Genomic DNA, 13,417 nt, shown 5'->3' with positions numbered 1-13,417 from the left:
GTGTCTATGCCCCCAGCCTGGTGAGGAGATCCGACAAGGCTTCGACCGCATTGATTTTCGCGGTCAGGAATTGGTCCGGTTGGTGCTCGGCGTCGGCCACTGCCTTGTCGGGGCCGGCCAGGTAGACCCGCGCGATCCCGGCGTCGCGGGCCGCCTGCACGACGCCCGACGCCTCGTCCGCGTAGCGCTTGTCGGTGCCGCAGATGACCGCCGCCGATGGCGACCCCGCCTCGGTCACCGCCGACGCGATGCCATCGGCGTCGACCGTTCCGGGGTTGACCGCCTCGATGCCGCCGGACGCCAGCAGGTTCGAGGCGAACGTCGCGCGGATGTTGTTCTCGGCCAACGGCCCCAGCGGCAGCAACAGCACCTGCGGGCGTGAGCCGGTGCGGGCCAGGTAGGCGTCCGACCGGTCCCGCAGCGCCTCGAACTCCGCGGCGTACCGCACCAGTTTCCCGGCGGCCAGCGGCGAATACGTCGAGTCGCTTTGCGGCAGCGGCGCTTCGGCGAGGCTGGGGAACTCGTTGACCCCGGTGATCGCGGTCCTGCGGTGCGCGATGTCGTCGGTGCGGCGGGCGGCCACCTCGGCGATCTGCCCGGCGATGAAGTCGCGGGCTTGGGTGAATCCGCCGTGCTTCTCGATGGCCTGGAACTGTTCCCAGGCCTGCTCGGCCAGGCGGCGGGTGAGGTCCTCGACGAACCACGAGCCACCGGCCGGGTCCAACACGCGGCCCACATGCGACTCTTCGAGCAGCAGAAGCTGCGTGTTGCGGGCGATGCGGCGGGCGAAACTCGTTGCGACGTCCGGGAATCCACCGTCGATCGCCACGTCGAACGGGAACACCAGCAGGGAGTCGGCGCCACCGACACCCGCGCCGAAGGCGGCCAGGGTGCAGCGCAGCATGTTCACCCACGGGTCGCGCTGAGTCATCATCGGCAGCGACGTCTCGGCATGCATGACAGCCGCGCCGGCATCCGGGTCACCGACGACCTCGGCGACCCGCGCCCACAGGTTGCGCGCCGCACGGAACTTGGCGATCGTCATGAACTGGTCGTCGTCGGCGGCGAACCGGAAGCTGATCTGCCGCAACGCCTGGCCGATCGGCAACCCCGATTCGGTGAGCACCCGCAGGTAGCTCACCGCGGCCGCGACACCGGCCGCCAGCTCCCAGGTCGCGTTGGCACCGAGGTTGTGGAACGCGGGCCCGTCGACGGTGATCGCGCGCACGCCGGTGTGCCCGGCGGCCCGCTTGGCCACGGCGACCACGTCCTCGATCTTCGGCGCGGGCCGCTCGCTCAGGGCCGCGCTCAGCGGGTCGCCGCCCAGGTCGATCGACAGGGTGGCGCGCTGGTCGGGTTCCACGCCGTCCGCCAGCGCCAGCACCGCGTCGCTGGCCGCCGGGTAATCGGCACCGGCCTCGAGGATCAGCGGCGCCATGCTCAGGTAGACGCCTTCGAGCGCGTCCCGCAGCTGATCGGGCGCCACGCCCGACTCCCCGATCCGCAGGACCAGCGCGCTGGCCCCGTTGCCGAGCGCGTCCAGCACCGCGGAGTTGACGTCCTTGGCCGCGACGCCGGGCACCGGGGTGGCCGGGACGGCCTCGGCCACCTTCCAGCCGGATTTGACGTCGCGCAGCGCGTCGCCGCCACGCACAAAAGGCCACTCGCCCGGCAGCGGCGGTTCGGGCAGTTCGTCGAGCGCGGTGTAGAGCGCGCGGATCGCAATCCCGTCATACGTCGGGGTTTCCAGCAGCCGCTCGGGCGCGTCCCCCAACTGCTCGGGGTCCTTCCGGGTGCTTTTAGCCAGCACTCCGGCGACCGCACTGCGCCAACGCCCGCGAACCTGTTCTAGGTCGTCGAGCTCGGGTACATCAATGGACACCGATTGCTCCCTTTTCCCAGCATTTGGGCTACAGCTCTGGGGATACCACTTAGCTACTGAGGCTAATTGATGACCGCTCGTCGCTAAAAACCGCCAGGTGCGGCGAGCGGGCTCGATTCCCGGTGAAACGCCAGCCTCGAGAAACGGGTTATTCATCTGCGCCCCGTACCCTAGGAAGGCGTGACGGGTTCCGCCACCAGCAAAATCACCGAGACGCTCCGCGATCTCGGCTGCGCCATCGGCGTCGCCGCGCGAGGTGTGTCCCGGTCGCGGATCGTCTGGACAGTGGTGGGCATCACAGCGCTGCTGGTGCTGGCGTCGTGGCTGCCGCTGCCCTCGCCGGTGCAGATGCGCGACTGGGCGCAGTCCGTCGGACCGTGGTTTCCGCTGGCGTTCTTGGCCGTCCACATCGTCGTGACGGTGGTGCCCATCCCGCGCACGGCGTTCACCCTGGCCGCCGGCCTGCTGTTCGGCCCGCTGCTGGGCGTCGCCATCGCGGTGGTTGCCAGCACCGCGAGCGCGATGATCGCCTTGCTGTTGGTGCGTGCAGCCGGATGGCGGCTGAGCCGCCTGGTGCGCCACCGATCCATCGAGACGGTGGAAGCGCGCCTGCGACAACGGGGCTGGCTGGCCATCCTGTCGCTGAGGCTGATTCCCGCGGTGCCGTTCTCCGCGCTCAACTACGCCGCGGGCGCGTCGAGCGTGCGGGTGCTGCCCTATGCGGTGGCGACTCTGGTCGGGTTGCTGCCCGGCACCACCGCCGTGGTGGTTCTCGGCGATGCGCTCGCCGGTCACATCAGCGCGCTGCTGTATCTGGTGTCGGCGGTCACGAGCGCGCTGGGACTCACGGGGCTGATCATCGAGATCCGTCACTTCCGTCGGCACCACCGCCGCGCGCACCGTCACCTCGACGACGAGCACACCCCCGAACCGGCCGCCATCGGCTGATCACCTACTTCGTTCAGACCGCCGCGCGGCGCGCCAAAGATCGATCTAATGGAGTGGTGTACGCGATGGAGGTCGCGAGCTGGGGGACGCAGTACTCGCCGGCTCGTACCGTCGCGTTGCCGCTGAGTGCCCTGGTGTTGGCGGTGCTCGCCGTGATGGGCTTCCTACCCGGTCCGGACGAGCGGCGTCGCAGGCCGAAGAGGAACCTTTTCGCGGCCTTGCACGTGCAGCCCCGCCGCGCCAAGATCCACACCTCATTGCTCAGCCTCGCGGTGGTGTGCAGCATCACCGCTCTGGTGGCGGCCGTCTGCGTGTTCCCCGGGCCCGCCACGCCCGCGCAGCAGTCGGCGCCGTCACCGCCGCCCGTCCTGGCACCCATCGATCTGCCCGCCGCCAGCGCCGCGGGCCCGGGTGCCGGAATCTATGTCGACTACGCTGACGGCTCCGGCGGAATGGGCTGTACCGCAGGGTTTCTGGTGCACACCAGCAGCGGCAGGCCCGCGGTCCTCACCGCCGGGCATTGCAACCGTCCCGGAGAACCCAGCAAGGTGACGATGAACCTGGGCGGCGTTTTGCCCTACGCGACGCTGGGCACGTTCAGCGAGACGGTCAGCGAGGGAGTCCACGACGAACAGCACGACATCGGCCTGATCACGCTGGACGCTGACAACGTTCCCCAGTCCTCGGCGATCGCCTCGTCGTTGCCGGTCAGCGGTGTCGCCACCAACCTGCGGCTCGGCCAGCAGCTGTGCAAGTTCGGCATGGGCTCCGGCACGGACGCCTGCGGACAGATCGTGCAGATCACCGGCAGCAAGGTCGTGTTCCTGGCGAGCGGCCGGTGCGGGGATTCGGGCGGACCGGTGTACCTGTACGAAAAGGACGGCACCGTCAGCGCCGTCGGCATCCTCATTCGCGGCGGCGATCCCTACACCACGAAAGCCGGGTGCGCCGCGCGGGCGAAATTCTCCGTCGCCGAGTTGGTGCGGCCCTGGCTGGACAAGTGGCACCTGACGGCCGCGACCGCGCCGGCTTCCCCGCGCTGAGAGACCCTCGCCACGCGGCTCCTGCCATCTTCAGGTCGGCTTCAGGCTGACTTCCTACCGTCGCGTCATCGCCTCCGACGCGGCGACGCCGAGGGCGCGGTGACCGGTAAAAGCGGTGCGAGTAGCACGATTTCGCGCCGACCGGGAAAGAAACCGTCGACAGAGAGGATGGATGGGCCCAGTGAAGATCAAGCAACTGATCGCTGGTTCGTTGATCGCGGGAACCCTCGGGGTGGCCGCGGCCGGGATCGGTGCCGCGGTGGCCAGCGCGGATCCGCCGCCACCGCCGCCCGGACCGGGGCAACCCTGGGGACCGGGGCCAGGTGGGCCCGGCGGCCCGCCCCCGCCACCGGGCGGACCGCTTGCTCCGCCGCCGCCCGGCGGTCCCGGTGGACAGTTCCGTCCGCCACCGCCGGGGTTCTGACGCCGGCCCTGCGCTAGCCGTGCCGAGCGGTGGCCGCCTCAGATGGGCGGTCACCGCTCGGCCTCATTCCCGCGGCAGCGTGAGCCGGAATTGTGCGCCGCCCTGGTGCGGCAGGCACGCCAGTTCGCCGCCGTGGGCACGCGCCAGCGCCCGCGCAATCGCCAGCCCCAGGCCGGCGCCGCCGTGGTCGCGGGCCCGGCCGGGGTCCAGCCGTACCAGCCGCTCGAAGATGTTGTCCCGCTGGTCATCCGGGATGCCCGGGCCGGTGTCGGTGATGGTGATCTCCGCGAGGCCATCGAGTGCGCGAAGGTCGACGGTGATGGCTCCGCCGGCGGGTGTGTACCGGCGGGCGTTGTCGAGCACGTTGGACACGATCTGCGACAGACGGGTCGCGTCGGCGTCGAGGTGCAGCGTGGTCAAACCGGTGCGGGTGACGCTGACCTGTGGCCCCAGCATCGCGGCTCTGTCGGCTTCGCCGTCGAGCACCGCGGCCACATCCACGTCCTGCAGCTCGAGGGCGAGCCCGGCGTCGATGCGGCTCAGATCCAGCATGTCGGAAACCAGTCGTCCGGCGCGCCGAGCGTCGGAGAGCAACAGGCTCGCCCGGCGGTATTGCCCGTCGTCCTGGTGATCGGAGGCGCTGTGGGCGACCTGCTCGGCGGCGACCTGAATGCCGGCGATCGGGGTGCGCAACTCGTGGGCGGCGTCGACGAGAAATCGCCGGGTCGCCGTCTCCGCGCGCTGCGCGGTGTCGGCGGCGTGCCGGGCCCGGTGTTCGGACAGTTCCAGTGCGTCCAGCATGCCGTCGAAAGCGCTTGCGGCGCGGCCGAGTTCGGTGTTCGTGCGGTCTGGGCGCAGCCGCTGGCCGCGGTCCCCGGTGGTGATGGCGTTGGCCAGCGCGGTGAGCCGATCCAGCGGACGCAGCGCCGCCCGGCTGACCGCGATGAGTAGCAGCGCCGCGAGGAGCAGGGTCACCAGGCCCACCCCGATCATCAACCCGCGCAACTGATGCGCGATCTGGGTGGTCTGCGTGGTATCGGCGACCAGGATGAGCCGGCTGCCATTGGGCAGCGGGTGCACGACGGCCGTCGCGGTGGCATCCGGCGGAGGGCCGGGCGGCGGCGGAAGTGCGTACGGCGGTGGCGGATACGGCGGTGGATAAGGCGGCGGCGGATAAGGCGGCGGTGGATATGGAGGCGGCGGAGGATAGAACGGCGGCGGTTCGACCTCCCCGTCGCTCAGCTCGGGGCTGATCCCGCGGTCACCGTACGCGGTGCCGTCGGCCGTGATCACGAGCGCCCGGATACCGCCGCCGTTGAGCTCGGCGGCGAGCAGATCGGGTGAGGTGTGGGCGGCGCTCAACGCGTCGGCGCGCGAGGTCGCGGCCAGCAGCCGATCGTGCAGATTGCGGTGGGCGAGCACACCCATCGTGATGTCGATGGTGACTCCGAGCACCACCAACAGGACGGCCAGCAACGCCAGCACCACCAGCGTCACGCGACGTTGCAACGACGGCGTCGGCGTCGTCGACGCGGCCGTCATGACCGCCCGGCCTGCAGGCGGTAGCCGATGCCGCGCACGGTGTGCAGGATCCGCGGCCCGTGCGCCTCGAGCTTGCGCCGCAGCCCGCTGACATGGACCTGCACCAGGTTGGGGTCGTAGGCGTCGTAGCCCCACACCCCGTTCAGGATCTGGCCCGCGCTGACGATCCGGCCGCGCTGCTCTACCAGGAAAGCCAGCACCCGCAGCTCGGTCGCGGTCAGATCCAGCCGGTGACCGCCGCGTGCGGCCACGCCGGCGCCGAGGTCCAGGGTGACGTCACCCACCTGAATCACCTGAGAAAGCCGGCCGCGACGGCGCAGCACCGCACCGACCCGCGACACCAGTTCGGCCAGCTCGAACGGCTTGATGACGTAGTCGTCGGCCCCGCCGTCGAGTCCACGTAGCCGATCGGGCAGCCCGTCGCGCGCCGTGATCAGGACGATCCCGATGTCGCCCCATTCGCGGATGACGTCGATCAGTTCGAACCCGTCGCGCCCGGGCAACATCACGTCGAGCACCACCAGGTCGGGCCGCATCCCGTCGAGAACTTCTTCCAGACCATCGCCGTCGCAGCGGGCGTCGGTGTGATACCCGACATCGGCGAGCGCCTCGCTGACCATCTCCCGGATGGTCTCAGAGTCCTCGACGACCAGCACCCGGGGCGTGCCGACGCTGAACTGGCCGGCGGCGCGGATGCAATCCGTCATGCCCCCATTGTCAGCACCGGTGCTGAAACGAACCTGAAGGGCGGTGGCGTACCAGACATCACCGTCGTCACCATCGTCACTTCGTCACAGAGGACCAATTTCTTCAGATCCATTTCAGCCCCGGCTCTTAACGTCCGTGACATGACCACGAACGACGACATCAACACCAATACACCCCCGCCGGCGCCGGTCGCCTACCAAGCACCCGAGCGACGCCGTCACCCCACCGGCGTGGTGATCGGCGCCGGAGTGGCGGGCGTGCTGCTGGGCGCCGTCGGCACCGTCGCGGCGATCGCCTTCGCCTGGATCGTCAGCGTCGGGCCACCCCCGCCGCCGCCTCCCGGGCCGCCGCCGGGGTTCGCGGCGCCGTTCCACGGTCCCCCGCCCCCACCGATGGGTGGCCCGATGCCGGGCGGTTTCGGATTCACGCCGCCCGGGCCATCGGGGCCCCCGCGGGGCGTCTGGACGCCGCCCCCGGGTGAGGGATTCCCGACACCGCCCGCGCCGACGCCGGCGTCCCCCACGCCGCATCCCTGACAACTGAACCTGTCGCCGTCACGATGCTTTGAAATCGTGACGGCGACAGGCGTCGGCCCAGTACCGTCTCGGTTATCCCGACGACCGTGGAGAGCGCAGGGCAACCGGTGTCGTTTCTTGCCAGCCTCGGCGCACGCGTGCTGCGCTCGCGCCGCCTGATGCGCGCACCGATCCGGATCTACAAGGCGCGCGCCGGAGCGCTGTTCGGCTCGCGCATCCTGATGCTCGAGCACATCGGCCGCAAATCCGGCGCACCACGCTATGTGGTCTTGGAGGTGCTAGAACACTCCTCGCCGGACAGCTACGTCGTCGCGTCGGGCTTCGGCCGAAAGGCGCAGTGGTTCCGCAACATCCAGGCCAACCCGGGTGTGCGTGTCTACGCGGGCAGCCACGCGCCCAGGCGCGCCACCGCGCGGGTCCTCGACCAACACGAGGCCGACCGCGCGCTGGCCGGCTACCTCAGCCGTCATCGCAAGGCCTGGGAAAAGATGAGGCCGGTACTGGAGGAAACGCTCGGGGCGCCGATCACCGAGACCGACACCGCCCTGCCCATGGTCGAGTTGCGCCTCGACTAATTCTGGTCCGGCCCCTTGATCGTCATCGCGGCGACCAGCGCCAGAAACACCGCGGCTGGAAGGCCGTTGACGACCTTGTCGCGCACCCGAACGTGCGCGCCGACCGCCAGCACGAAGTACAACGTCAGCATCGCCGTCGTCAACCGCGCCAACGCCGGAAAGCGATGAACCGACAGCAAACCGACCGCGGCGGCCGCCTTCACCACCGGCAGCACCGGCCGGATGTTCTCCGGCACACCCACGTCATCGAGGACCTTCTTGATCGGGGCCACCTGAACGCCGCACGCCACCGCGTCGACGGCGTGGAACACGCCGAGCGCCGTATAGGTCTTCGGGGAAGTCAACACACTCATGCGCTAATCCTAGGGAGTCAGCTCCGCAGTCGAGCCGTCTGCGGGCTTGCCGGCGATTGCCTCGGCCTTGGCTACCGCCTGGGCGACCGAGGGATCGGTTTCGGTGGAGAACCAGTCGGCGACCTCAGCGTCGTCGTCGGCGCTGTGCTTGGGCGCGTCATCGACGGGCGACGGCTGGAAGCGGAACACGCCGTCCTCACCCGGGGTTGCCAACAGCTTGGTGAATCCCTGCAATGCCGCGCTGAAGTCACTGGGCACCACCCACACCTTGTTGGCGTCGCCGCGCGCCATCTCGGGCAGCGTCTGCAAGTACTGGTAGGCCAGCATCTCCGGAGTGGGCCTGCCGGCCTTGATCGCGGCAAACGTCTTCTCGATGGCCTTGGCCTGCCCCTGCGCCCGCAGGTAGGCGGCGGCGCGCTCGCCCTGTGCGCGCAGCACCCGGGACTGCCGGTCCGCCTCGGCGGTCAGGATCGTGGCCTGCTTGGCACCCTCGGCGGCGAGGATCTGCGCAGTCTTCTGTCCCTCGGCCTGCATGATTGCCGCTTGCCGGTTGCCTTCGGCGGTCAGGATCATCGCGCGCTTCTCGCGGTCGGCCTTCATCTGCTTTTCCATCGACGCCTGGATCGACGGCGGCGGGTCGATGCTGCGCAATTCGACCCGGGCGACCCGCAACCCCCAGCGGCCGGTCGCCTCGTCGAGCACGCCGCGCAGCTGCCCGTTGATCTGGTCGCGCGACGTCAGCGTCTGCTCGAGCGTCATGCCGCCGACGACGTTGCGCAGCGTGGTGGTGGTGAGCTGCTCGACGCCGACGATGTAGTTGCTGATCTCGTAGACGGCCGCCTGGGGCACGGTGACCTGGAAGTAGACCACCGTGTCGATGTTGAGGGTCAGGTTGTCCTCGGTGATCACCGGCTGCGGCGGGAACGACACCACCCGCTCGCGCAGATCAACCCGGGCGCGAACCCGATCGATGAACGGCACCAACAACGTCAGCTGCCCGCTGACCGTGCGGCTGTATCGTCCCAGCCGTTCGATCACCGCGGCCTCTGCCTGAGGTATCAGCGCAACCGACTTGGCCACCACGACGATGGCGAAAATCACCAAGACGGCCAGCAGCACTAACCCAGCAACCGCACCTTGCATCGGACTTCCTTTCCTTCGCAGCGTTTCTCGCTGCTACAGACTGCTCTTGAAGACCACCGCGGTGGCGCCCTCGATCTGCATGACGGTGACCGGCTCGCCGGGTTCGTAGACCTCGGCGTCGTCGAGCGGGCGCGCGGTCCACACCTGGCCGTCGAGTTTGACCTGGCCCTCGTCGCGTGCGACCCGCTCGAGCACCAGCGCGGTTTTGCCCTGCAGCGCCTCGATTCCCAAGCGCGGCATCCCGGCCGGCGTCAGCCGTCGCTTCAGCGGCGGGCGAACCAGCACCAACAGCAGCACCGAGACGATCAGGAACACCGCGCCGTTGGCCCACACCGGCAAGTCGGTGAGCCAACTGGTTAGCGAGGCGGCCAGTGCGCCCCCACCGAGCATCACCAAAAACAAATGGCCGGTTAGTGCCTCCGCACCGGCCAGCACCAGCGCGGATATTAGCCAAAGCAGCGCGGCGGGCATGCGGCAAGAATACGCGTGATCCGCCTTTGCCGGGCAAAACAACTACACTGCGTTCTCGTGTGGTGTCCCAGTGTTTCGCTGTCCCTGTGGGCCAATGCCTGGCTCGCGGGAAAGGCCGCGCCCGACGACGTCCTGGACGCGTTATCCGTTTGGGCGCCAAAGCAATCGGTGACCGCGTATGATGCCGTCGCCGCGGGCCACATCGGGCTGCCCTGGCCCGACGTGCACGATGCCGGAACGGTCACGCTGCTGCAGACATTGCGCGCCGCGATCGGCCGGCCGACGTCGACGCCGGATGCCCTCGGTTTGATGCGCGGGACGATCAACGTGATTTTGCCGGTACCCGGCGACGTGCGCGGGCTGGCCCCCGGAACGCAGTTCGAGCGGGACGCCCTGGCCGCCGGCGAAGCGGTGATCATCGCCAATCCCCGCAATCCCGCCACCGCCGTCGGCCTGGTGCCCGAATTCTCCTACGAGGACGACGAGGACGCGCCCGAGGACTACGAGACGCGGCTGGCGGAATTGTGCGCGCTGACCTGGACGGTGTATTCGCTGCCCGGTGCGCCGGTGCTGGAACATTACGAGCTCGGCGACGCCGAGTACACGCTGCGGTCGGCGGTGCGCTCGGCCGCCGACGCGCTGGGCGCCATCGGGCTGGGAGCCGCCGCGGCCGACGTCGACGACCCGCGCGGACTGGTCGAGCAACTGCTGGAATCCGCACGGCAACACCGCATTCCCGACCACGCGCCGACGCGCGCGCTGCGGGTGCTGGAGAACGCCGCGCACGTCGACGCCATCATCGCGGTCAGCGCGGGGCTGAGCCGATCCGACTCCCCGGACCGTTTCACCGCGCCCGTCGCCGCCGGCCTGGAGCCGTTGGGAACCCAATCATCGTCCGAGGCGCGCATCGCCAGTGATGCGTTGCGTCCGCTGACCGCCGTGGTGCGTTCGGCGCGGATGGCGGCGGTGACCGCGATCCTGCATTCCGCCTGGGGCGACTAGGGGCTGGTGCCGGCCGCGCAGTGCGGCGGGCGGCACGGCGCGCCGTTGACGCTGGCCAGGCAGCCCGGCACCGGGTCCGTCCCGGCTACCCTCTCGGGCGCCCGGCCGTAGCGCAGTTCGTCGATCAGGTCCGCGCCCAGTTGCGCGAAACGCGGGTGGGCGTTGGGTGTTGACGCCCGCACCAGCGCCACGCCCGCCGCCTCCGCCTGGGCCGCCAACTCGTTGTCGAGGTCCCACACCACCTCGATGTGATCGGCCACAAACCCGATCGGGCAGACGATGACGGCCTTGGTGCCGGCCTGTGCCAGCTCGGCCAGGAGGTCGGCGACGTCGGGCTCCAGCCACGGAACCTGGGGCGGCCCCGACCGGGACTGCCACGCCAGGTCGTAGTCGCGGTATCCGGCTGCGGCCGCCACAAGGCTTGCGGCATAGGCGACTTGGCGGCTGTACAGCTGCGGGCCCAGCCGGTCGTCGGCGGCCACCGGGATGGAATGCGCGGTGAACACCAGACGCGCGCCGGCCTGTTGTTCGGCGGTCAGCGCGCCCGACGCCGCACCGATGGTGTCGGCGAATATCTGCACGAACCGCGGGTGGTCGAAATAGGGCCGCAGCTTGACCAATTCGGGCGCTTGGGGTCCAGCAGCCTCGCGTGCCCGCGCGATGTCCTCGACGTATTGCGTGCAGCTGGAATAGCCGCTCCATGCCGACGTGGTGAACACCGCGGCCCGGCGAATCCCGTTGTCCCGCATCGTCGCGACGGTGTCTTCGACGTAGGGTGCCCAGTTGCGGTTGCCGAAGTAGACCGGCAGGTCCAAGCCGCGGTTATGCAGTTCGGCTTCCAGTTGCGTGACCAACGCGCGATTGATGTTGTTGATCGGCGACACCCCGCCGAAATGCAGGTAGTGCCCGGCGACATCATCGAGACGTTCCGGTGGCACGTTGCGGCCCCGGGTGACGTTCTCCAAGAACGGCCGAACCTGCTCGGGACCTTCCGGCCCACCGAAGGACAGCAGCAGGACCGCGTCGAATTCCATTGCCGTTTACAGCAATTGGGTGCTTGCGCCACCGTCGGCGTAGATGATGGTGCCCGTCGTCGCCGGCAGCCAGTCCGAGAGCAACGCGCACACCGTCTTGGCGACCGGCGTCGGGTCCTTCATGTTCCAGCCGATCGGGGCGCGCTGGTCCCAGCCCTCTTCCAGCAGCTGCATCTGCGCGCCGGCCTCTTCGCCGAGCGCACCGCCGACGATGGCGCTCATGGCCAGCGTCCGGATGGGGCCCGCGGCAACGAGATTGGAGCGCACACCGGACCTGCCCGCCTCGCGCGCCACGAACCGGTTGACCGATTCCAGCGCACTCTTGGCCACGGTCATCCAGTTGTAGGCCGGCATCGCCCGGCTGGGGTCGAAGTCCATGCCCACGATGGAGCCGCCGGGGTTCATGATCGGCAACACCGCCTTGGCCAGCGAGGCGTACGAATATGCCGAAATGTGAATGCCTTTGGAGACATCCTCATACGGCGCGTCGAAGAACGGGTTGATGCCCATCCCCGTCTGCGGCATGAAACCGATCGAGTGAACCACACCGGCGAGATTGTTGCCCTCGCCGATCTCGGCCGTAATCCGCTCGGCGAGCGAGTTCAGGTGCTCCTCGTTTTGCACGTCGAGTTCGATCAGCGGCGCCTTCTCCGGCAGCCGGTCGGCGATGCGCTGAATCAGGCGCAACCGGTCGAACCCGGTGAGCACCAACTGCGCACCCGCCTCCTGGGCCGCCTTGGCGATGTGAAAAGCAATCGACGAATCGGTGATGATCCCGGTGATCAGAATCCGTTTGCCGTCGAGCAGTCCTGCCATGTCCGTCCTCAATATCCTTATGTCGTGGTTGAAGTCAGTGGCCCATGCCCATGCCGCCGTCGACCGGGATGACCGCACCGGCGATGTAACTCGCGTCCTCCGAAGCCAGGAAGCTGACCACCCCGGCGACCTCCGCGGCGGTGCCGACCCGCTTCGCGGGGATGAATTCCAGCGCCCCGGCCTGAATCCGCTCGTCCAGCGCGCGCGTCATCTCGGTGTCGATGTAGCCGGGGGCCACCACGTTCGCGGTCACCCCGGCCTTGGACAGCTCCCGGGAGATCGAACGGGCCATGCCGATGAGACCGGCCTTGGAGGCGGCGTAGTTGGACTGGTTACCGATGCCCCAACTGCCGGAGACCGAGCCGACGAAGATCATCCGGCCGAACCGCTTCTTCTGCATGCTGCGCGATGCCCGTTGGGCGACCCGGAACGCGCCGGTGAGGTTGGCGTTGATGACCTTCTCGAACCGCTCCTCGGTCATCCGGATGAGGAACGCGTCCGCGGAGACGCCGGCGTTGGACACCAGCACCTCGACCGGACCCTGGTGCTCCTCGACCTCTTTGAAGGCGCGGTCGACGGCGTCGTTGTCGGTCACGTCGCACTCGACACCGAACAGTCCCTCGGGCGCTCCGGATCCGCGGTGCGTGATGGCAACCTTGTGGCCGTCGGCGGCCAGCCGCTGTGCAATCGCCAGCCCGATTCCCCGGTTTCCGCCGGTGACCAGGACTGAACGGGATACGAATGCCGGTTTGACGCCGTTGGCGGCGAGTTCGGTGGCTGCGTCAGTCACCCGGCCAACTTATCGCCTCGGTGCGGTGGGCCTGAAATCTCCCCCCGTTAGCACCGCGAGCGTAAGCAGGCTGCGACTTTCGGCCCGGAATTCCACCGTGTGCTTACGCTCGCGGAGCTCTGTCGGTGTGGCGGAGCACACTTCCGCCCA

The 13,417-nt window shown here is 69.1% G+C and carries 15 protein-coding genes; 6 read left to right on the top strand and 9 right to left on the bottom strand.

From position 1 onward, the window contains the following. Positions 1-4 precede the first annotated feature (4 nt). Positions 5-1,882, bottom strand: a complete 1,878-nt coding sequence (gene mutA, locus ACZYVJ_RS24805) for a methylmalonyl-CoA mutase small subunit (RefSeq protein WP_463833768.1) — start codon at positions 1,880-1,882, stop codon at positions 5-7. 180 nt (positions 1,883-2,062) lie between these two features. On the opposite strand from mutA, the gene ACZYVJ_RS24800 reads away from it, so the two are divergent. From ACZYVJ_RS24800 to ACZYVJ_RS24790, 3 genes are all read left to right on the top strand, one after another. Continuing rightward, a complete protein-coding gene (locus tag ACZYVJ_RS24800; RefSeq protein ID WP_463833767.1) occupies positions 2,063-2,830 on the top strand; it encodes a TVP38/TMEM64 family protein in 768 nt (255 codons plus the stop codon). Between the two features lie 65 nt (positions 2,831-2,895). Beyond that, positions 2,896-3,873: a S1 family peptidase gene (locus ACZYVJ_RS24795; protein ID WP_463833766.1), complete on the top strand. Its 978-nt coding sequence runs from the start codon at positions 2,896-2,898 to the stop codon at positions 3,871-3,873. A gap of 181 nt (positions 3,874-4,054) precedes the next feature. Next, positions 4,055-4,297 (top strand): hypothetical protein, encoded by a 243-nt coding sequence (locus ACZYVJ_RS24790; protein ID WP_463833765.1) that lies wholly within the window; start codon positions 4,055-4,057, stop codon positions 4,295-4,297. Between the two features lie 63 nt (positions 4,298-4,360). Here the strand turns inward: ACZYVJ_RS24790 and ACZYVJ_RS24785 are convergent, their stop codons facing one another. Together ACZYVJ_RS24785 and ACZYVJ_RS24780 are read right to left on the bottom strand one after the other, a co-directional pair. Further along, the gene (locus tag ACZYVJ_RS24785) at positions 4,361-5,839 is read right to left on the bottom strand and encodes a sensor histidine kinase (protein WP_463833764.1); all 1,479 of its coding nucleotides are present in this window, start codon (positions 5,837-5,839) and stop codon (positions 4,361-4,363) included. Next, positions 5,836-6,546 carry a response regulator transcription factor gene (locus ACZYVJ_RS24780; protein WP_463833763.1) on the bottom strand — a complete coding sequence of 237 codons (711 nt, stop codon included), beginning with the start codon at positions 6,544-6,546 and terminating at the stop codon, positions 5,836-5,838. The genes ACZYVJ_RS24785 and ACZYVJ_RS24780 overlap by 4 nt, the downstream gene beginning before the upstream one ends. Before the next feature lie 141 nt (positions 6,547-6,687). On the opposite strand from ACZYVJ_RS24780, the gene ACZYVJ_RS24775 reads away from it, so the two are divergent. Together ACZYVJ_RS24775 and ACZYVJ_RS24770 are read left to right on the top strand one after the other, a co-directional pair. Next, positions 6,688-7,083 (top strand): hypothetical protein, encoded by a 396-nt coding sequence (locus ACZYVJ_RS24775; protein WP_463833762.1) that lies wholly within the window; start codon positions 6,688-6,690, stop codon positions 7,081-7,083. Positions 7,084-7,241: 158 nt separating this feature from the next. Next, positions 7,242-7,658 (top strand): nitroreductase family deazaflavin-dependent oxidoreductase, encoded by a 417-nt coding sequence (locus ACZYVJ_RS24770; RefSeq protein ID WP_463833876.1) that lies wholly within the window; start codon positions 7,242-7,244, stop codon positions 7,656-7,658. Here ACZYVJ_RS24770 and ACZYVJ_RS24765 read toward each other — a convergent pair. The 3 genes from ACZYVJ_RS24765 to ACZYVJ_RS24755 are packed head-to-tail and all read right to left on the bottom strand — an operon-like array spanning position 7,655 to position 9,625. After that, a complete protein-coding gene (locus tag ACZYVJ_RS24765) occupies positions 7,655-8,011 on the bottom strand; it encodes a DoxX family protein (protein ID WP_463833761.1) in 357 nt (118 codons plus the stop codon). The genes ACZYVJ_RS24770 and ACZYVJ_RS24765 overlap by 4 nt on opposite strands. A 9-nt stretch (positions 8,012-8,020) precedes the next feature. Then, entirely contained in the window at positions 8,021-9,154 is a 1,134-nt protein-coding gene (locus ACZYVJ_RS24760; protein WP_067132702.1) for an SPFH domain-containing protein, read from the bottom strand. A gap of 33 nt (positions 9,155-9,187) precedes the next feature. After that, positions 9,188-9,625 (bottom strand): NfeD family protein, encoded by a 438-nt coding sequence (locus ACZYVJ_RS24755; RefSeq protein WP_463833760.1) that lies wholly within the window; start codon positions 9,623-9,625, stop codon positions 9,188-9,190. Positions 9,626-9,682: 57 nt separating this feature from the next. Here ACZYVJ_RS24755 and ACZYVJ_RS24750 point away from each other — a divergent pair, with 57 nt between their 5' ends. Then, complete coding sequence (locus tag ACZYVJ_RS24750) at positions 9,683-10,627, top strand: hypothetical protein (RefSeq protein ID WP_463833759.1); 945 nt, start codon at positions 9,683-9,685, stop codon at positions 10,625-10,627. Here the strand turns inward: ACZYVJ_RS24750 and ACZYVJ_RS24745 are convergent. From ACZYVJ_RS24745 to fabG1, 3 genes are read right to left on the bottom strand one after another with little or no spacing between them, the layout of a single operon-like run. Then, positions 10,624-11,661 (bottom strand): ferrochelatase, encoded by a 1,038-nt coding sequence (locus ACZYVJ_RS24745; RefSeq protein WP_463833758.1) that lies wholly within the window; start codon positions 11,659-11,661, stop codon positions 10,624-10,626. The genes ACZYVJ_RS24750 and ACZYVJ_RS24745 overlap by 4 nt on opposite strands. A 6-nt stretch (positions 11,662-11,667) precedes the next feature. Next, complete coding sequence (inhA, locus tag ACZYVJ_RS24740) at positions 11,668-12,477, bottom strand: NADH-dependent enoyl-ACP reductase InhA (RefSeq protein WP_463833757.1); 810 nt, start codon at positions 12,475-12,477, stop codon at positions 11,668-11,670. 34 nt (positions 12,478-12,511) lie between these two features. Then, entirely contained in the window at positions 12,512-13,267 is a 756-nt protein-coding gene (fabG1, locus tag ACZYVJ_RS24735) for a 3-oxoacyl-ACP reductase FabG1 (RefSeq protein ID WP_463833756.1), read from the bottom strand. Positions 13,268-13,417 lie beyond the last annotated feature (150 nt).

Source organism: Mycobacterium sp. IDUB_3 (genome assembly GCF_055419585.1).
This window is presented reverse-complemented; position numbering and strand designations above follow the sequence as displayed.